Origin of the sequence: Aporhodopirellula sallentina SM41, from assembly GCF_000346505.1 — a bacterium.
GTDB classification, from domain to species: Bacteria; Planctomycetota; Planctomycetia; order Pirellulales; family Pirellulaceae; genus Rhodopirellula; species Rhodopirellula sallentina.
Genome location: NZ_ANOH01000120.1, coordinates 25,439 through 46,061 on the forward strand (window position 1 = coordinate 25,439; position 20,623 = coordinate 46,061).

General features: G+C 55.2%; 16 protein-coding genes. 9 read left to right on the forward strand and 7 right to left on the reverse strand.

The annotated features are described in order from the left end of the window. Positions 1 to 79 precede the first annotated feature (79 nt). Complete coding sequence (locus RSSM_RS07750; RefSeq protein WP_236621010.1) at positions 80 to 2,614, forward strand: glycoside hydrolase family 2 TIM barrel-domain containing protein; 2,535 nt, start codon at positions 80 to 82, stop codon at positions 2,612 to 2,614. Positions 2,615 to 2,692: 78 nt separating this feature from the next. On the opposite strand, the gene RSSM_RS07755 is transcribed toward RSSM_RS07750, so the two are convergent. The 6 genes from RSSM_RS07755 to RSSM_RS07780 form a co-directional block, all read right to left on the reverse strand. After that, on the reverse strand, positions 2,693 to 5,296 hold the full coding sequence (locus RSSM_RS07755; protein WP_008676354.1) for a sugar-binding domain-containing protein: 2,604 nt from the start codon (positions 5,294 to 5,296) through the stop codon (positions 2,693 to 2,695). A 15-nt stretch (positions 5,297 to 5,311) separates the two neighbouring features. Then, entirely contained in the window at positions 5,312 to 6,604 is a 1,293-nt protein-coding gene (gene eno, locus RSSM_RS07760; protein WP_008676355.1) for a phosphopyruvate hydratase, read from the reverse strand. After that, complete coding sequence (locus RSSM_RS07765) at positions 6,601 to 7,593, reverse strand: phosphotransferase family protein (RefSeq protein WP_008676357.1); 993 nt, start codon at positions 7,591 to 7,593, stop codon at positions 6,601 to 6,603. Before RSSM_RS07765 ends, eno begins: the two co-directional genes overlap by 4 nt. Before the next feature lie 140 nt (positions 7,594 to 7,733). Continuing rightward, positions 7,734 to 8,756 (reverse strand): beta/alpha barrel domain-containing protein, encoded by a 1,023-nt coding sequence (locus tag RSSM_RS07770; RefSeq protein WP_008676359.1) that lies wholly within the window; start codon positions 8,754 to 8,756, stop codon positions 7,734 to 7,736. Positions 8,757 to 8,770: 14 nt separating this feature from the next. Then, entirely contained in the window at positions 8,771 to 9,913 is a 1,143-nt protein-coding gene (locus RSSM_RS07775) for a PfkB family carbohydrate kinase (RefSeq protein WP_008676361.1), read from the reverse strand. 3 nt (positions 9,914 to 9,916) lie between these two features. Next, a complete protein-coding gene (locus RSSM_RS07780; protein WP_044301689.1) occupies positions 9,917 to 11,431 on the reverse strand; it encodes an L-fucose/L-arabinose isomerase family protein in 1,515 nt (504 codons plus the stop codon). A gap of 116 nt (positions 11,432 to 11,547) precedes the next feature. Here RSSM_RS07780 and RSSM_RS07785 point away from each other — a divergent pair, with 116 nt between their 5' ends. From RSSM_RS07785 to RSSM_RS07820, 8 genes are all read left to right on the forward strand, one after another. Continuing rightward, positions 11,548 to 12,387 (forward strand): helix-turn-helix domain-containing protein, encoded by an 840-nt coding sequence (locus RSSM_RS07785; RefSeq protein ID WP_044301691.1) that lies wholly within the window; start codon positions 11,548 to 11,550, stop codon positions 12,385 to 12,387. Between the two features lie 116 nt (positions 12,388 to 12,503). Further along, on the forward strand, positions 12,504 to 13,433 hold the full coding sequence (locus RSSM_RS07790; RefSeq protein ID WP_008676366.1) for an EamA family transporter: 930 nt from the start codon (positions 12,504 to 12,506) through the stop codon (positions 13,431 to 13,433). Between the two features lie 88 nt (positions 13,434 to 13,521). After that, complete coding sequence (locus tag RSSM_RS07795; protein ID WP_044301711.1) at positions 13,522 to 14,991, forward strand: sulfatase family protein; 1,470 nt, start codon at positions 13,522 to 13,524, stop codon at positions 14,989 to 14,991. Between the two features lie 233 nt (positions 14,992 to 15,224). Beyond that, on the forward strand, positions 15,225 to 16,382 hold the full coding sequence (locus RSSM_RS32365) for a DUF899 family protein (RefSeq protein ID WP_008676368.1): 1,158 nt from the start codon (positions 15,225 to 15,227) through the stop codon (positions 16,380 to 16,382). Positions 16,383 to 16,482: 100 nt separating this feature from the next. Beyond that, complete coding sequence (locus RSSM_RS07805; protein WP_008676372.1) at positions 16,483 to 17,340, forward strand: YciI family protein; 858 nt, start codon at positions 16,483 to 16,485, stop codon at positions 17,338 to 17,340. 33 nt (positions 17,341 to 17,373) lie between these two features. After that, complete coding sequence (locus tag RSSM_RS07810) at positions 17,374 to 17,760, forward strand: YciI family protein (protein WP_008676376.1); 387 nt, start codon at positions 17,374 to 17,376, stop codon at positions 17,758 to 17,760. Between the two features lie 134 nt (positions 17,761 to 17,894). Then, positions 17,895 to 18,368 carry a VOC family protein gene (locus RSSM_RS07815; RefSeq protein WP_008676378.1) on the forward strand — a complete coding sequence of 158 codons (474 nt, stop codon included), beginning with the start codon at positions 17,895 to 17,897 and terminating at the stop codon, positions 18,366 to 18,368. Positions 18,369 to 18,388: 20 nt separating this feature from the next. Continuing rightward, positions 18,389 to 19,636, forward strand: coding sequence for an RNA polymerase sigma factor (locus RSSM_RS07820; protein WP_044301715.1), 1,248 nt, complete (start codon positions 18,389 to 18,391; stop codon positions 19,634 to 19,636). A gap of 61 nt (positions 19,637 to 19,697) precedes the next feature. Here the strand turns inward: RSSM_RS07820 and RSSM_RS07825 are convergent. Then, positions 19,698 to 20,623: DUF1501 domain-containing protein (locus tag RSSM_RS07825; protein WP_044301717.1), on the reverse strand; the 926-nt coding region annotated here is incomplete at its 5' end.

Genomic DNA, 20,623 nt, shown 5'->3' on the forward strand with positions numbered 1-20,623 from the left:
CGCGTGCGTCGCAGACTCGATGGGAGACCAAACGTTGGCTACTTCCACGGCGCGGCAACATCGTCAACGAGTTCACATCATGAAGATCCACGTCCGCCTCGCAATCTGTCTCGCGTTTTTACTGACTGCCCTACCTACCTCCCCGGCGGACTACGAACAACCGGGCCGAGTCGTGGACTTCAATGCCGGTTGGCGTTTTTCGCTCCACGCCGACGACGCGTACTCGCGCGATCACGATGACTCGAGCTGGCGAGAGTTGACGCTCCCTCACGACTGGAGCGTCGAATCGCCGTTCCAGGAAAACCTCGAAGGCTGCACAGGCTACTTGCCCGGCGGCATCGGTTGGTATCGAAAACACTTCTCGAAACCAGTCAACCAAGACGAACTCGTCTACCTGCATTTTGACGGCGTTTATAACCGCACCGAGGTTTGGCTTAACGGAACCCGGTTGGGGTTTCATCCTTATGGATACACTCCGTTCTCTTTCGACATTACGTCGCTGTTGAACACGTCCGGCGAAGACAATGTTCTCGCGGTGAAGGTCGACCACTCCCGCTACGCAGACAGTCGTTGGTATACAGGATCGGGCATCTACCGAGATGTCAAACTCATCACTACCAACACGCTGCATGTTCCCATCGATGGAACCTTTGTAACGACCTCGACAATTTCACAGAGTGAGGCATCGGCTGAGTTACAGATCGAAGTTCAAAACAAATGCGATGTCGCGAAGCAGTTTGATCTCACAACGACAATTTCCGACGAGTCAGGCGTGGTCGTGACGACGGAATCCTCGACCTGCGAAGTAGCCGCGTCTGACACGCAAACTTTTCGGCAAACCTTTTCCATCGAATCGCCGCGGTTCTGGTCGCTCGACACTCCTCATCTTTACACCGCGACAACATCGATCACGCAGCAAGCTGATGTTGTCGACCGATACCAAACCAGATTCGGCATTCGCCAAATTCGTTTCGACGCAAAGACCGGGTTCTATCTCAACGGGAAACGTACCGCGATCAAAGGCGTCTGTCTTCACCACGATGCCGGGCTCGTCGGGGCCGCGGTTCCCAAGGGAGTTTGGAAGCGGCGTTTAGCAAAGTTGAAATCCGCCGGCTGCAATGCGATTCGTACCGCGCACAATCCCGCCTCGAACGAGTTTCTAGACCTGTGTGATGAAATGGGATTGCTCGTCCAAGAAGAGTTCTACGACGAGTGGGACAATCCCAAAGACAAACGCCTCAACATGGTGGAACAGCACGACGACCAAATCACGCGAGGCCACGCGGAGTTCTTCCAGGAATATGCGGAGCGAGACTTGAAGGCCACGATGCGGCGAGACCGTAACCATCCGTGCATCTTCCAGTGGAGTATCGGGAACGAAATCGAATGGACCTATCCCCGCTACCGCCAAGCCTCCGGTTACTTCGACGCCGATGCGTCAGGGAATTACTTCTGGACGGCTCCGCATTTGATGCCGGAAGAGATCAAGGAACGCTACCAGGAGACGCCGGCCGGCAAATACGTTTTGGCGGAGACTGCTCAGAAACTGTCCCGGTGGACCAAGGACATGGACACGACTCGTCCGGTTGTCTCCAACTGCATCTTGCCTTCGGTTAGTCACGTTACCGGATACGCCGACTCCTTGGACGTTGTTGGCTACAGCTATCGTCGGGTGGTCTACGACTACGCCCGAAAGCATTTTCCCGACACGATCGTGATGGGCACCGAAAACGTTCCCCAGTGGCATGAGTGGAAAGCCGTGATGCAGCGGCCTTTTGTTGCCGGTCTGTTCCTTTGGACCGGCATTGATTACATGGGCGAATCACATGAAGACTGGCCTCGAAAGAGCGTACTGAGCGGCCTGCTCGATACGGCAGGCTTTGAAAAAAAATCTTTCCACATGATGAAAACACTGTGGTCGGATGACCCACACGTGTTTCTCTGCACCCAGCCGTTCGCGGATTCAAAGTATCGGATTGACCCAACGAGCGGCGATCTTGTCGGAAAGACCGATGGTGATTGGAAACGACGCACGTGGATTTGGCACGACGTCAACCGTCATTGGAACTACCAACCGGAGGAAGAGGTCGTCGTCGAGGTGATTGCCAACAGTGATCGCGTTGAACTCTTTCTCGACGACCGATCACTCGGGATCAAAAGCCTTTCGGACTTTCCCGATCGAATATTCAAATGGCTCGTTCCGTTCGCCCCGGGGACTCTCGAGGCCCGCTTCGTCGAGTGCGATGTGACACATTCCGATCGACTTTCAACCGCAGGAGAACCGACCGAGATCATTCTTTCGAGCGATAACGATCTCCTGCGATCCGATGGTACCGATGTCGCGCACATCGTCGCCCAATTGGTCGACGCCGATCAAAAACCGGTGCGGAATCAGGAACTCGAAATCACGTTCGAAATCGAAGGCAACGTCACAAAACTTGGTGTTGACAATGGCTCTGGGATTACTGTCGATGAGTATCAGTCCGATCGCGTCCCAACTCATCAAGGGCGATGTCTGACAATCATTCAGTCGCAACGCACACCGGCCCAAGCGGTTATCCGAGCACGAGCAGGAAAGCTCCGCAGCAAACCGATGACGATCGAAGTCAAATAGAAACGCCGAGCCGACCTGTTTGCGAGAACGAGTCGGAGAACCTCGGATTTCTCTTTCGCCATTACCACGCTCGCATCCTCAACGGACATTCAGTTCTACCGGTTTGCTTTCCAGTCCGGCTGCTCGCGCCCGTACGACACACTCACCTCGCGTGAAGCCCGATTGAATGATCGCCATCGCACGCCCGTGGTGCGACGTCACTGTCGGTCGGTAGTGAGGTTCGACGTTTTTCTCCCAACCGTTATCGACCGCGAGAAGCTTGGCCGCGCCCTGAACTTCGAAGTCGACGGAGACATCTTCGGTGCAGATCCGTTGCCCCGAGCGATCCACCAAGACGGCACGCACATGAGCGACATCGTAACCATCAGCCTCGAGACAACCGGTGTCAGAAACCAATTCTATGCCCGCCAGTTCGCCGGCTGTTGAAAGTGAGTAAGACCGAGTAGCACCGCTGTGATGAACCGCGGTCACTGACAGTTCGCCTTCTTCGAACGGCAACATCCATTTGATGATATTGTCATCGGGGAAATCTTCGAGACGTTGTTTTCCCAGGCTGCGTCCATTGAGAAACAGTTCCGCTTCCTCGCAGTTTGTATAAACCTGAACCACGATGCTTTCCCGCGAGCGGTAGTTCCAATGTTCGTTAACGGGATACCATTCCCACTTCCGCAAAGCACTCCAGTAGGGAGGTTCGTGCATCTGCATCTCGAACTGCCAACCGTCTTTTTCCGAATAGGTGTACTCGGATTTGGATGCGGGTGTGGTGACCATGTAGACCTTCGGTTCGTCTTTCCACAGACACTCAAAGAAGTGTCCCCGCGGAGTCTGGAATCCCGCGTAGTCGAAGAAGGAAAGGTTGAGTCCCTTGCGTGGCCAAGGACCGGCTTCTCCCAAATATGCAAAGCCGGTCCACGCGAACATGCCACTGACAAACTCGCGGTCGCGGACAGCTTTCCATTCTGAGTAGGCACCCCAGTTCTCGGAACCGATGATTTTCATTTGGGGATACGTTGCATGTGCGGCGTCATAGCATTCGGCTCGGTAATTGAATCCTGTGATATCAACCGCATCGAAGTATCCGCTCACCGCCGAAATGCTCGGACGCACGCTGCCGCAGGTCACCGGTCGGGTGATGTCCTCTTCTTTTACCCACCTGGACAGTCGCTGAGCGATGGTGGCGAGCGGGTCTTCACCTTCAGTGACTTCATCCAACGCTGGTTTGACAACCGCGGGATCAAACACCGGTACGGTCTCACCTTGCACCGATTCCGGATTCAGACGTGCAAATACTTGAGAGTAATGCGGGAAGGTCCATTCGATTTCGTTTCCGATACTCCACATGATTACTGATGGGTGATTGAAGTCTCTGCGTATCAGATCTTTGAGGTCACGTTCTGCCCACTCATCGAAGTAATTCGTGTAGCCGTTTGTGGCGTCCATCGTTTCATCCGGATGATCACCGAGATACCGGATGCTCTTTGCTTTCGGACGATCCCACTCGTCGAAGAACTCGTCCATCACGAGCATGCCCATCTCGTCACACAGGTCCAACAATTCGACCGAATGCGGGTTGTGCGACATTCGTATCGCGTTCACGCCGATCGACTTGAGTTTCGCAAGCCGATACCTCCAAACCGCTTTAGGGACGGCCGCTCCAATTGCCCCAGCGTCGTGATGAAGATTAACGCCTTTGATCTTTGTCGAGACATCGTTGAGAAAGAAGCCGCGATCCGCATCGAAACGAATCGTACGGATGCCAAACGTTGTTTCGACACGATCGAGCGTTTTTTCTGTGTCACGAACATTCACAACGAGCCGGTACAGGAAGGGCGATTCGGTGCTCCAACGTTTCGGATTCGGCAAGCCGACGTTCGCTCGATAGCCGTCGTCTTGTTTCGATGCCCGCACGATATCCGACACGCGGTCGTCACCTTCGAAGACACAAACCTCAACGATCGGTTCTCCCGCAGTCGTTGTTTGAGTCGAGGACTTCTCGATTTCGACCCGAACGTTGATTGCGGCGTGGTCTTCACGGACCAGTGGCGTTGTGACTCGCACGCCCCACTGAGGAATATGCGTCGGTGCCGTTTTGACCAATCGAACGTTGCGGTAGATCCCCGATCCCGTGTACCACCGCGAGTCAACATAGGCGGAGTGATCGACCTTGACGATGATTTCGTTTGTCGAATCTCCAAATCGTAGATGCGGCGTCAGGTCGTATGAGAAACTGCTATAGCCGTTCGGTCGAAAGCCGAGATGATGTCCGTTGATCCACACGTCTGACCGACAGTAAACACCGTCGAATTCGATGCGGATGTTTCGGCCGCGGTCTGATGCCGGCAATCGAAATGACTTGCGGTACCAGGCGACGCCTCCGGGCAGGAATCCCGTACTCGCTGCAGTGTTTTCCTGGCGATAGGATTCCCGGATGCTCCAGTCATGCGGCAGGTTGATCTTTTGAAACTTCAGATCCGCGTCAGGGATAACGGCAATAGAACCATCCGAGCGATCGCACTTCGCAAACAGCCAACCGAAGTTAAAGTCCTCGGTCACGCGAGGCGACGGGCTCTCGAAATCAGTGCCCAATTTGTGACCGCTGTGCACCGTGTGATCATTGCCTGTCGCGCGGTCTGAAATTGCCACAAAGGTCACCGCGATCAGAACCCCGATCAACCTGTTCATCACATTCTCAATTTTCTAGAGCTGTTTGAGTTTGGAAAAGATCTCTGCACTTTGGAAAGTCGCGTTTTGCCCCAACAAACGTTCGATACGCAGCACTTCATTCCACTTCACCATTCGCTCGCTACGTGCGAACGAACCTACTTTGAGTTGTCCGGCGTTGGTCGCGACAGCGAGGTGACAGATGAACGCGTCTTCGGTCTCTCCGCTGCGCGCCGACACGATCGGCAGCCAACCGGCCTGTTGAGTTAACTCGATGGCGTCGATCGTTTCGGTCACTGTTCCGATCTGATTTAGTTTGATCAGAACACTGTTGGCAGCCTTGCGTTCGATTCCTTCTTTGATCCGCTTTAGATTGGTCGTGAAAAGATCGTCGCCCACGATCTGAACGCGTTCGCCGACCGCTTGGTTGATTCGGTTCCACCCGTCCCAATCGGTATCGGCGGACGGGTCTTCAATCGAAATGATGGGATAACTTTCGCACCAATCGATCAACAATGCCGAGAACTCTTCGGAAGAGAAGCTTTTGTTTTCCAAACCGAATCGATAGGTCTGCGTTTCTTCGTCGTATAAATCGCTCGCCGCGATGTCGAGCGAAATGGATGCCTCTTTTCCAGGCGTGTAGCCCGCACGCTGCATCGCTTCGACGAGGACCTCCAACGCGTCTTCGTTGTTCTCAAACTCCGGCCAATAGCCACCTTCGTCCGCGAGACCGTAGTACTTGTTGCGTTCTCGCATCAAATCCCCAGCGGCGTGGTAGACGTTGAATGTAATTTCGAGCGTCTCCGCGTAGTTTCTTGCCCCGGTCGCGATGACCAAGTAATCCTGGACGTCGGTCCGCCAATTCGCGTGAGCACCGCCGCCGATAATTTGAATCTCAGGCAACGGTAGCTGTGTCCCTTTGCCGCCGCCAATTGACTCATAGAGCGGCACGCCACGTTCGATCGCCGCCGCATTGGCGACCGCCATCGACACACCCAAGATCGCGTTCGCACCCAATCGAGTTTTGTTCGGTGTGCCATCGAGTTGAATCATGGCCCGGTCGATGCCCGACTGATCGAAAACGTCATGCCCCGACAAAAGCGATGCGATCTCGGTGCGAACGTGTTCAACGGCTTTGAAAACCGATCTTCCGCGAAAAGACTTTGAGTCGCCGTCACGCATTTCGAGTGCCTCGAACTGCCCCGTCGACGCTCCACTCGGAACGAGCCCGTAGCCTTTTACTCCACTAGCCAAACGGACCTCGACTTCTACAGTCGGCATGCCACGCGAATCGTAGATCTGGTAGGCGTCAAGGGATTCAATCTTCATTCATTCACTAAGGGTTGGAGGTTTTGAAGCCACTGGCTGTGCGTTTGGTCGAGGTCGGTCGGTCCAGACGCGATTTGCGATCGGGCAAAGGTTCGGATGACGCTCTGCTTTTGCGAATCGAGGTACTCGACCGGGCTCTTCCCATCGACCCTCGCCAACATCAACATGGGCAGCAACGTGGCAACGTTGTCTTCCACTGCCGCCGAGTGCGAAGGATTCTTTTCGCGATAGCCCACGCGAACTTCTTCGATCATCGCGTCCAAAGGCAACCGCCGGGGAGCGTGGTAGAGTGACTTCAGGTACAAGTGGTTGATGAGGAACGCGAAGTCGAACGCGGCATCGGCGTAGCAAGCGACCTCGCAATCGAGCGGGACAACTCGGTTGTCTCGGTGCAAGATATTCTTGGGGCTATAGTCACCGTGGATCAGACACTGACGACTCTTGGTCAAACGCTCTGCTTCGTTGAGCAATTGTGGTCCGAGATCCGGATTTTTATCCGCCGCACCACGTAAATAGGGATCGATTCGGAGTTGATCAAAATTGGCAATGGTGTCGAATTGCTCGGCGACCTTGGGATCTCCCCACGTGGTTGCGTGAATCTCGCCGAGAAGTTCGCCGACGCTTCGAGCGAGCGACATGTCACACTCCCCGTCGAGCAGGTCCTGTTTCCAATTGCTGAAACCGTCGAGATACTCCATCGCGAACACACCACCCTCGGCATCACAACGGTAGATCTCTGGCATCGCATCGGGACGAAACCCGGCAACATACCGCATAAACGCCTGCTCGCTCTGATTGCGAGACGTGTCGGCGAACCAATCCTGCTGCACCTTGAGTTTTTCCAAGGCCCGTTTGACGACGAAACGTCGATCGCCATCGCGAACCAGATAAATTTCGCTCGAGACACCACCGGTCAACGGCGTCAGCGTCGGTGATTGCGATTGTAGAAAGCCGCGGTCACGCAGCATGTTCTCAAACGAAGTTGTCATCTCACGTCGCCTTTCATGCCTTGATGCCGTCGCGACGCGTTGTGCCTTTGCGATTCGCTAAAGCTCTGCAACATGTTTGGTCTTTACAAATTCCCGCACAGGCCCGTTCTTCCGATGACTGTAGTTTTTCGATCATCGGGCTAACGTGCATAACTGAGTTCGGTGGCGGTCAATTCGCTGTCGTGTTGAAGATCCCGCTTGGGGGCGATGGCGAGTTTTTGAAGATCGCCGTGGTACGCCTTGACCGCTTCTTCGGCAGTGATGTTTCCGTCGACGATCGCACGAAGATATTTCACCATCGATAGCGGGTGTTCGGCGTCTTTGATTTTGCGTCCATAAAGTGCCACGCGGGCGCCGTATTTCTGCGCTTCGGAGAGTTGCTTGAACGCGTCGTAGGTTGTCCCGCTGCCGCCACCGAGGATGCCGACAATCAAATCCGAATCGTAAGCCGCCAGTTCCTCCATTGGCTTGGGGCCAAAGTAAGGGATCTTCAAAAACTTTGGCCAGTGAGCACGTCCCACGCCCGCTAACGCTCGCACCAGGGAATCGTTGACGAACGCCGGGATGTTCTCCGGCGCGATGCTACAGTCTTCCACGTTCGGAGCGAAGACTTCTAGGAAGTATTCAAACCCACATGCAGCGGCGTCGGTTCGAAACTCCTTGAACGCAGTCAAACTGTTGTAGTCGGCATCGAGATCATTGTTGAACGTGATCGAATAGAGCCCCAAATTGACGACTGGTTCTCCATCGCTCGGTGCGGTCAGGCTGCCGTATTGAGCCTCGTGGAGATTGCTCGATCTGAACGGCCTCGATGGCAGATCGCGATAGTTGGCCGCGCGGCTGATCCAAACATCGGTCGTGTCGTTTGCCCGAATGGCCGGCGTGACCGGGCTGTCGGCAAACAGTTGGTCACGATGGGCGAGCACGCTCATCGCTGAATTGGACGCCAGCAGAATATCGATGTATCCACTCGCGACCATTTCCCGCATTTGATCGAGGAATTCAGGCATCGAGTAAAACCGATCTCGCCCGTCGTCGGGGTAAGGTCGCCCCGGTGCCGCGATTCCCCACGCCATGTCTGCGTCTTTAGCATCGGCGATGATGAAGTCATTCGCGTCAGGATTGCGACGCAAATTGTCGAGTTTTTTATCTAAGGTTTTCAAATGCCTGTTCCTATCTAGTTTTCAATCTCACCGATCGCCCAACGTCGTAGAAACTCGATGAGTTCCTGCCAGGACGCACTTTTGCCCTGACGCACTAAGAACCCCGAACTCGCACAACCGAGCCGCAACCGGTCCGCCACGTTCAGGTCCAACAACAATCCTGCGAGATAGCCAGCGTTGAATCGGTCGCCCGCGCCGACGCTTCGTTTGGGTTTCACGCAAAAGGGGCCACCAACCGTTTGTAACTCGTCGGGGGTCGCCGACGTTGCTGAATCAACGAGGTGGATACTCACTTCGCTGATACCGGCTTCTTCGCGGATGCGATTCGCCAACTGTTCCCAGGTCTCCGCACTCTGCCCGCCTTCGGGCCATCCGAACGCACGGCCGATTTGGTTCGCCTCGTTTCCGTTGACGCTGAGCGTGGCTCGGCCGACCGTTTCGAATCCTTCGAGTGAATGAACCATCTCGACGAGCGACTCCGTCGTCCGGCTCGCGGGATCGGCGAGGTCGAAAAAGAAATGCGGTCGGTGCGTCATTCCCGCAAACACTTCCTCGACGAGAAAGTTCCAACACTGCGTCATGTACGGATAAACGGACCAACTCGTAAACGCGATGCCACTGGCCCGTTCGCATGCGGCTCGAAAGACACCGTCGGCGAATTGTTCGCGCAGATAGTTGGGCGTGACATTGGCAAAGTGACTGACGGCGCAAAACATCAGCTTGCCGTCATCAAACTCCGTCACGATCGCCCGCCCCGGGTCCATTCCAAGAGAATAGACCACTTCGCATTTCTGCATGAAATCATGGAAGACCGAATGCGGTGGATTGCCGACGCCAGAGAACGCAACCAACGGGATTCCCATCGTGGCGATGCCATCGCCCATGTTCACTGTGCAACCGCCCGCCGTGACTTCCTCGCAGACGAATTCCCGTAGCCCACTCCGACCGGTCGCCGCGGCTGCCCAGGCACCGAAGTCGGCAATGGTCGGCATCGGTTGATAAGATTCCGGCGAGTGGCGTTGACCCACGATGCGAATGGATTCGTCAACGAAGGCATCAAACCCCATCACCACCGGCAAATCATGGAGCGTCGACTCTCTTTCGGCGAGAAAATCGGCCAATGTCTCGCACGCGTTGTAGTGTTCCTGATTCTTCATCTTTTAACGGCTCAATCCATAGTTGGCGTCGGATTGGCGAAGCGGCACTTCGGTGAGCGAACAGAAATGATTCAGCATTCGCAGTTCTTCATGCCAGTGCCCGTATCCGACGCTCCAGTGGTGATCGAGCCCGGCGTCGAAAATCGTTCCCATGATTTGCCCAATGTTGGCCTTGCTCGTCGGTTTCATCAAACCGTAAGTGCCGCGGTAGTCCAGTTCGGTATCCACGAATTCACCTTCAAAGGCAAACCATTTTGTCGCGTCAGGAGCCTGGTATCGCATTGCCGTGATCGGCCCGTTGGCCAACAAAAACTCGAGCATCAAACCGACCGCGGTTTTGGGATCGCCGTTTTCAAGAATCGAATGCCGAGTTGCTGAAAACTGAGTGCCAGGTTTTAACAGTCGAGTCGGGGATGCACCGCAGTGCCAAATCCCCAATCGATTTTCGGGCACCTTCCACAGCGACAAATCCATCATCGTTGGAACCGCGTCGCCGTTGGACAACAACCACAACGCGAGCGACGACAGCAGCCCGTTCATCTCGCCTTCTTCGGCGACGCAGAAGCCATAATCGTTCATCATCGAAACCGAACCGTCGATTGCGCATTGATAGCAATCAAACAACTCCGGCCAACTCTTCACCGTCGCACCGATGTATCCGTGTTCGGCGGCCAAATCGAGGATACCCAGACCAAACCGGTATGTTTGCAATATTTGTTCTTCAGGCACCTGCACCGCCGCGCATCCGGGGTGACCGATCAAAGCGTCTTTCAAACGGTTCACGTCCGCATCGGTGAACCGTTTGTTCGCATGTTGATAAACCGCCTCGAGGTCGATCCTGTCGAATCGACAACCGAGATTTCTCATCACGGCGAGTTCATCCACCTCGCCGTCATAGAACGCCGTCACCCGTGAACCACCGGCGTGCAGTAGCTTCGCGTGACGAAATTGATCTCGTGCAAACGTCGCTCGCGAGAATTTGCGTAGAGTCGGATGAGCCGACGGATCGATCTGTTCATGCAACCACGCGTAGGGCACGCCCATCTGCGTCCACATCTGCTGCAAGAAATTCTGACAGGTCAGACTATTGGCTTCGTTGGACGCACCGTTGCCCGGTTCCGGCCACGCCCAAGAAAGCAGCGGCACCTTGTGATCGAGCAACCATCGGCCGAGGTGCGATCCGATTTCACCGGCGGTGTATGCGGCGTGGAAAAACACGATCCCGGCCAGCCCCTTGTTCAGCTCTCGATCGAGCAGTTCGCAAAGAGCATCCGGATCCTCGAAAGGCTCGTCCGCTCGAACGATCTCCACCGGTAAGTCGGCGGTCGCCGAGCAGACTTCCGAGTACGCCGCGTCGTACCGCTGGCAGGCTTTGTCCCATGGGAAGTGAATCTTCACTCCACAGGCAACCACCAAGATTCGACTCGGCCGGAGCGTCCGGGGTGGCCGCACCAAATCGGAGAGAACGTCGTTCAGAATGCCTTTTTCGGGCAACGCATAGTTGGGTGTCGTGCTCATTCCGGGAGTATCACAGCAAATCCCGACGACCACTACGCTTACGCTCACTCAAACCTATACTATCTTCACCTGTTATCGAAAAAAAAGATCCGATGGCGTTACCGGAGGCGTCTCACATGCGAATGATCTACGAAAAAATCACCGCGGACGAGCAGGCTTCGTTTCGGTGCCTTGAGTGGATCGACAAAGACTTCGATTGCCCTCACCATTTCCACCCCGAAGTCGAGATCACGCACATCGTCGCCAGCCGCGGGGAGCGTTTGGTCGGCGACCGGTTCGACAACTACGAACCGGGCGACCTCGCCATGTTTGGCCCCCTGCTGCCTCACCGGTACAAGAACTGGAAATGCAAAAAGTCGCATTCTCGAGTCGTTCAGTTCCGGCTCGACGCACTCGGGCAGGGATTTTTCGAACTGCCCGAATGCCGAGCGATCCGGCAGTTGATTCATGACTCGTCGCGGGGTCTGTGTTTTTCTGACGCGGTTCGCAAGGACGGATGTCGTATGATGACGCGGTTGTTCAAAACGCCCGTGGGGCCACAGCGGATCAGTCGTCTCGTCGAGTTGATGGACATCCTGAGCAGCGATACCGAACGCGAGCAAATGGCCAGCCATGATTTTATGGCGACTGAGAATCTCGAGCCTGACAAACGGCTCGAGCGGATCCTCAGCTATATCGACGCCCACTGGAAGGAAACGATCCCACTGGCTGAAATCGCGAAAGTCGCCCGCCTTCATCCGCAATCGCTTAGTCGCTATTTTCGGAGACGACTCGGCCGGACGTTTCAAGAGTACGTCATCGAACTCCGACTCAGCCGGGCGGCCCGTGATCTGCTCGAGAGCAAACGCACGGTATCGGAAATCGCGTTCCACTGCGGGTTCAACAACCTCGCCAACTTCAATCGGCTCTTCCTGGCTCGCTATCAAATGTCGCCGCGTCAGTATCGTTCTCGATAGATGATCTCGACGCGAGCCCATCGATAAATGACAAGATAGCCGATCCGATTTCACGATCTCGTTCGCTTGCCTACCTTGTTCGACGTCCCATCACATCTCATGCACGCGTTCGGTGCGTGTCGTTTTCCAATTCGCTATCCGCGGTTGATTCTGTGCTCGACTACGTCAAACTACATTTTGTGATCCTATTGTGGGGGCTAACCGCCGTCCTCGGTAACTTGGTTGACCTCAGTTCAACGCAGTTGGTCTTCATTCGCAGCCTACTCGCGAGCCTATTGTTGGCGGCCTTGCTGCGCAAACACCTTGCGATTCGCCCACGGGTGGCCATCCTGTTGATCGGTAACGGGATGCTGCTCGGTGCGCATTGGATTTTGTTCTTCGTTGCCGTGAAGATCGCGTCTGTTTCGGTATGCATGATCGGGATGGCGACGGTCTCGTTTTGGACCGCGATTCTCGAACCGATGCTGGTCAGGCGTGTCCGCTTCAACGTCGTTAATCTGGTGCTCGGCGTCGTTGCCGCGGTCGGGGTGGTGGTGATCTACCAAAGTCACGCGCACTTTCAATCCGGTGTGGTGGTGGCCATTGTTGCCGCCGTTCTGGCGTGTTTGTTTTCGATCTTCAATGGCCAACTCTTTGGATGTGCCCCGCCGATTGTGATCGTCACCTATCAAATGGCGGGATCGACGGTGTTCTGCGCGGCGGCATTGTCGGTTTCGGCTGTGTTTGGGTGGAATCTCTCAACGGGCAGTTGGTCCCTTTCTACATTGCAGTGGATTTGGATACTGATCCTCGTGGCCGCGTGCACTATCTACGGCTACCACGTGTACATCCAACTGCTCGAACGGTTGAGCGTCTTTACAATCAACTTCGCCAATAACCTCGAACCCGTTTACGGCATCGCACTCGGATCGCTGGTCTTTCACGATCATCGCGATCTCAACACGAGTTTCTACGTCGGCGCCGTCGTGATTGCCCTTTCGGTTTTGGTCCAACCGTGGCTCAGCGAACTGCGGACGCCGCAGCGGAAACTGCGTGCGCAGTCGTAGACGCAATCAATAGCGTCAGCCCCGATCGACCGCAGGTTGGGTTATGCTGTTGCGAAAACGAAACTCTCTTGGAAAGCGTTCATTCATCATGCGATTGGTATTCACGGCGTTGGCGTGTGCTTTTCTGCTTCCTTGTTTCGCTTCCGCGGAACGGCCTAACTTTGTCCTCTTTATCGCGGACGATGTTTCACAGGAAGACATCGGTTGTTACGGCAATCCGCATATTCAGACCCCCAACATCGACGCCTTGGCCGGTGCCGGGCTGCGCTTTGACAATGCGTATCTGACAACGAGCAGTTGCAGCCCGAGTCGTTGCAGCATCATCACTGGTCGGTACCCGCACAACACCGGAGCACCGGAACTGCACACCGAATTGCCGGCCGGATCGGTGCTGTTTCCTGAATGTTTGAAGGATGATGGGTATTACACAGTGCTGTCCGGCAAACATCACATGGGGGCCAACGCGAATGCCGCGTTTTCGCAGATTTCGAGGGGCAAGGGTGTTGGCAAAGAAGAAGATTGGGTTGGGCTCCTACGCGATCGGCCAAAGGATCAGCCGTTCTTTTGTTGGTTCGCGTCCACGGACGCTCACCGTCCGTGGGGCGTGACTGCAAACACCCCCAACTACGGTCCCGATGATGTGCGAGTACCACCCTATTTGTTCGACGGTCCACAGACCCGCGTCGATTTCGCGAATTACTACCACGAGGTGAGTCGATTCGATTTTTTCATCGGCGAGGTCGTAGCTGAGCTGCGGCGTCAGGAAGTTTTCGACAACACGTACGTTATCGTGATGGCTGACAACGGAAGGCCGTTCCCACGCTGCAAAACAAGGCTGTATGACAGTGGCATCAAAACACCATTTGTCGTTCACGATCCCAGACGATCTGAGCCCGCCACGGTTGACGGACTGATCAGTTCGATTGACGTGTCGGCAACCATTCTCGACCTTGCCAACGTTGAGATCGACGAACGCATTCAGGGAGTCAGTTTCAAACCGATTCTCGATGATACGAATGAAGTAACTCGCGAGGTGGTTTTTGCCGAACACAACTGGCATGTCTTTCGAAACCACGAGCGTCTCGTCCGGTTCGGCGATTGGCTCTACATCCGCAATCAATATCCCGAGCAGCAGAATTTGTGTGTCGAAGCCTATCAGGGCGGTGCCGGCGTCGAATTGTGGGACGCCTACCGAAACGGCAAATTGAATTCCGAGCAGATGCCGCTGTTTCTCGAATCGTGCCCGGAAGAAGAACTATATCACGTGTCAAAAGATGCCAATCAACTGCAGAACCTCGCTGCCAATCCCGAGCAACAATCCGTGCTAGAGCGTACCCGAAACGCGCTCCAGGAATGGACCGAACAGACCGGTGACACGGTCCCGAGCAACCCGACTCCCGACCGCAACGCCCGCCCTTCCTTGTCTCAAAATGAGGGTGAGCCCAAGCCCGCGAACGGCAAAAAGAGCAATCGACGGACATTTCAACACCTCGAGATGCCCGGCGATGCCGCCAACGCGACAACGATTCATCATCCCGGCCCTTTGCGGTTGCCGTAATCTATCTGGTCGTGTGTCCATCACCGGGAAAATGAACACTGCCTGATGATTCGGCAGCACGAACGCAATCATCGCGTGTGGCGGTGACCTCTCGCGGTCTGTGGTGAGTCACAGAAAACATCGACTTTTTCTGTCGCCGGCTGTCGATTTCGATTCGTCCCGGTCGACTACTCTCCAAACTCAGTTTTCATGCTGTCGATTCCACCACGCCAATTCGATTGGAGAGGGAAAGAATGAAATTCATCTGCATGGGCTTCGTCGATGAATCGAAATGGGAAGGGCTATCGGAGCAGGAGGCACACATGAAGATGGAAGAGTGTCTTGCGTACGACGATGAACTCCGTCGTGGAGGTCATTTCATCGGTGGGGAAGCGTTGCAGTCGGCTCGCAACGCGGTGACGCTTCGCAAGAAAAACGGCTCGCTGGGGGTCTGCGATGGGCCTTTCACCGAGACCAAGGAAGTGTTGGGCGGCATTCTTTTCCTCGAGGCGAGAGACCTCAACCATGCGATCTCGTTGATGTCGCATCATCCGGGCGTATCGATCGGTCCGTTTGAAATTCGTCCCGCAGACGAAACAGTGAACGCGATGATTGCCACCCGTGAGGGAGAGTTTCAACAAACGCGAGATGAAGAGTCGAACGGAAGCTCGACTGCTCCCCCGAGCGGTCACCAAACGGAATCGGCAACCGGGCTTCCGCGAATCGTCTCTCGGCAAGAGTGGCACGCGGCGCTCGAGCGACTGCGTGAAAAAGAGAAGGAGCATACTCGCGACAAAGATGCATTGTCGGCCGAGCGTCGTCGCCTTCCGATGGTCAAGATCGAGAAGGAATACGTTTTCGAAGGAACCGAGGGGCCACGTCGCCTCGTCGACCTATTCGACGGGAGACGTCAACTCGCGATCTATCACTTCATGTTCGCGGAGGATGTCGGCGGATGGCCAGACGCAGGTTGCGTTGGTTGTTCGACGCTCGTTGACCATCTCGGGCCGCTCGCCCACCTTCACGCGCGAGGTTTGTCGTTGGCGTTGGTGTCTCGTGCCCCGCTGGCACATTTGAAACCCTACAAGCAGCGGATGGATTGGCAGTTCCCCTGGTATTCGTCATTGGGGACCACCTTCAACGAAGATTTCGGCGTTTCAACCTCTCAGGGCGAACACCACGGCCTCAGCATGTTCCTTCGCGATGGTGATGATATCTATCAAACATACTTTACGGAAAAACGCGGGTGTGAAACGCTGATGAGCCACTTCACGCTTCTGGATATGGCACCGTTTGGCCGTCAAGAAACATGGGAAGACTCTCCTCGCGGTTGGCCTCAAACGGAACCGTATTCATGGTGGCGAAGACGCGACGAGTATGATCACCTTTCTCTCACGCAAATCCAAAGCTAACCGTTCCTTCGTGGCGTGCTGAGTCACGAAAATCGATAACGCCTTTATACATCGGCGTGGATGCCGTTTTTGTAACTACTACCAACATTGGAAATGAAACATGCGAGTGATGGTGATCGTCAAAGCGAGCCCGAGTTCTGAGTCGGGGAAACTGCCTAGCGAGGATCAACTCGCCGAAATGGGACGGTTCAATGAAGAGCTGGCCAAGGCTGGCGTGATGCGATCCGGCGACGGTCTCAAACCCAGTTCCGAGGGCATCCGCGTTCACTTCTCCGGTCCCGATCGAATCGTTACCGATGGCCCGTTCACCGAAACCAAAGAATTGATCGCGGGATATTGGGTATGGGAAGTCGAAAACATGCAGGAGGCTGTCGCGTGGGTAAGGAAGTGTCCGAACCCGATGATCGAAGACTCCGACATCGAAATACGCCCGTTCTACGAAATGAGCGACTTCGCGGATTCGGATTCCTCTGGAGAAATCGCGGAGCAGGAAAGCCGACTCCGATGCAACGTGGCCGCCAAGGACGCCTTGCTGCAACCGTATTTATTCTTCGGCGGACGCTGCGAAGAAGCTCTCGAGTTCTATCAGTCGAACCTCGGTGCTGAAATTGTGATGCAGATGCGGTGGCAGGATTCGCCTGAACCGATGCCCGAGGGCACGCTCCCCGAAGGTTATGCCGAAAAAATTATGCATGCCACCTTTCAGGTCGGTCAGCAAACGCTATTTGCGTCGGACGGATGTGGCGAGCCGGCGCACTTCGACGGATTCCGTCTGAGTCTATCGGTTCCGACCGAGGAAGACGCCGAGCGTGTTTTCGATGCGCTCTCGAAGGATGGGAAAGTCGACATGCCTCTCACCCAAACGTTCTGGGCGACGAAATACGGAATGGCCACCGATCCATTCGGCGTCGGATGGATGGTGATGGTTCCCGGAGACCAGCAACTACCTACTCAATAGCAACTTCCTGCTCAAAACCAATAAGGTGATCCGATGAAATACATGCTGCTAATCTATGGCAATGAAGACTGCTGGACAGAAGAAGAACGCGAGTCGTGCATGATTGAATCGATGGCGATCAGCAAAGAACTCGAATCACAAGGCAAATGGTGTGCGGCCTCGCCCCTTCAGTCAATTTCGACCGCAACGAGTGTTCGAGTGCGTGACGGCAAACAACAGATCGTCGACGGACCGTTTGCCGAGACCACCGAACAACTCGGCGGCTACTACATTATCGATGTTGACGACCTCGATGAAGCAATCGCCATCGCGGCGCGGTTGCCACCGTCCAAAAAAGGCACGGTCGAAATCCGCCCGCTGGCCCCGTTGCCGGAGGTTGCGACTCCCGAGAAGGACACAACTGCGTCGATGGACTCCTAACCCGAAAAGCCACCGACGCCATGACATGGAGTATCGGGGTGAGCTGCCCGTTCTCGCACGCTCCGGTTTCTCGTTAATGTGCGGTCCGTTTTACCACCATTTTTGTTTACTCTCCACGATCTCTCGATGCTCTCATGAAGATCAAACAACGAATCACACCGTTTCTTTCATACTGCGATCGCGCCGAAGAGGCGGCGGACTTCTACGTCTCTGTCATTCCCGATTCCCACATCATTCGCAAGGTAGTCAACCCGAGTGATCAATCGGTGTTGACCGTTGAGTTTGAAATGTGCGGCATGAGAACAATCGCTCTCAATGCAGGTCAACAATGGGAATTTACCGAAGCGTTCTCGTTGGCAATTGTGTGTGACTCGCAAGAGGAAATCGACCGCCTTTGGGATGATTTGCTTGGCGATGGCGGGCAGGAACTCGCCTGCGGATGGCTTAAAGACCCGTTCGGGATGTGTTGGCAGGTATGGCCTTCTGTGATGGAAGATTGGTTCGCAGCCGATAGTCCGGCAGGACTTCAACGGATGTTCAAAGCACTCTGGCAAATGAAAAAACTCGACATCGCGGCGCTGACAAAAGCATACGCGGGCAACGAGTGACATCGCGAAAGAGTGTTGTGGTGCATCCAGACGAAATCGACCGAATCTATCGCAATGATTCACGCAAGGTGTACGCGACGTTGGTTCGGCTACTCGGCGATTTCGATCTCGCGGAAGAGGTGATGCACGACGCGTTCAGCGCCGCAGTACAGAAGTGGCCGGTCGAGGGGATTCCAGGCAATCCCGTGTCATGGTTGGTGTCGACGGCACGTTTTAAAGCTGTTGACATGATCCGTCGACGCAAACGTCTCGCCGAGTTACACCCTGAACTAACCCGTCGCGTTGCGGAGCTTGAATCGCTTAACGGTTCGCCGGCCGGTCTTGAGATTCAAGACGATCGATTGCGATTGATCTTCACATGCTGTCACCCGGCGATTGATCCCAAGGTTCAAGTTCCGTTGACGCTACGCGAAGTTTGTGGACTGTCAACGGAAGAGATTGCACGGGCGTTTCTAGTCCCTTCATCGACGATGGCCCAGCGAATCGTCCGCGGAAAGGCAAAGATCCGTAAGGCCGGAATCTCCTTTTCCATCCCGTCACTGACGGAGCTTCCCAATCGTCTCGACGCGGTACTCTCGGTCATCTATCTGGTTTTTAACGAAGGGTATTCGGCGTCGAGCGGTGAGACGTTGACGCGTTCTCATCTTTCAGACGAAGCGATTCGTTTGGCACGTCTACTCCTCGAACTTTTGCCGCACGCGGAAGTCTCTGGGCTGCTCGCCTTGATGTTGTTGCACGAATCGCGGCGTGACGCGCGTACCGATGATCAGGGCGACATCGTGCTGCTCGAAGATCAAGATCGTTCGCGTTGGAACCGAGGACACATTGCCGAGGGGCAGCAACTCGTTGAGCAATCACTTCGAACAGGACTCGCCGGAACGTACACGATCCAAGCAGCGATCTCTGCCATTCATGCCGAGGCCCCGACTTCAGAGGAAACCGATTGGGCGCAGATCGTCGCCCTCTACGACGTGTTGCTGCGGTTCGGCGAGAACCCGATCGTGGAACTCAATCGTGCCGTCGCAGTCGCAATGAGAGACGGCGTGGAGTTTGGCCTCGAGATTGTCGATCGATTGCTGCTGCAGGAAACGATCGAGCAGTACTATCTCGCGCACTCCGCACGTGGGGAATTCCTCCGCAGAATCGGACGACACGCCGAAGCCATCGAATCGTTTGAGAAGGCAGCGTCGTTGGCGAAACAAACGCCCGAAATACGATTCCTGCAAAAGAAGATTGCCGCAGTCCGGTCAATCAGCAAGCCGACGTAGAACCGAGCCGGAAACCTCGTGAACCGGTTTTTTGCAGCGTGTTTACGTCGGTCTCTTTCGATCATCCATTGACAATATCGTGCACGACCTTGGCTGGTTCGACTCCGGTCAATTTGAAGTCGAGGCCTTGGTGTCGATAGGTGAAACGCTCGTGATCGATTCCACACAGATGCAACAACGTCGCCTGTAAGTCGCGAATATGCACCGGGTTTTCTGCGACATGGAATGCGAACTCATCGCTCGCGCCGTGGATCGTTCCGGGTTTGATTCCACCGCCCGCTAACCACATCGTGAACGCTCGCGGGTGGTGGTCTCGTCCGTGAGCGTTCGGATTGTTGATGTCACCTTGGACGAAAGGGGTTCTGCCGAATTCACCGCCCCAGATTACGAGCGTGTCATCGAGCATGCCGCGTGCTTTCAAGTCTTTGACCAACGCCGCGCTCGGGGCGTCGGTATCTTCGCATTGAATCGGCAACTGCTTCGGAAGGTTGCCGTGTTGATCCCATCCGGCGTGCATCAATTGGATATAGCGGGTGCCGCGTTCGGCCAACCGACGTGCCATCAGACAGTTGTACGCGTAGCTTCCTTTGCGGTGAACGTCGGGACCGTACATGTCCAGAACGCTCTGCGGTTCGTCTGAAAAGTCGGTCAACTCAGGGACGCTCGCCTGCATTTGAAACGCCATCTCATACTGCGCGATGCGGGTTTCAATTTCAGGGTCGGCATAGCGTTGATGTGCGAAGTGATTCATTTGCGAAAGCCCGTCGAGCATTTCCCGCCGAGCTTCGCGAGAAACGCCCGCCGGGTTGCTCAAATACAACACCGGATCGCCCGCACCGCGAAACGGCACGCCCTGGTGTTTCCCGGGCAAGAATCCGGAACCCCAGTAGTAGTCAAAGAAGAGTTGCCCGCACGATCCCTGACGATCCTGCGAAGTCATGACGACAAAAGACGGCAAATCCTCCGCCATCGTACCGAGACCGTAGG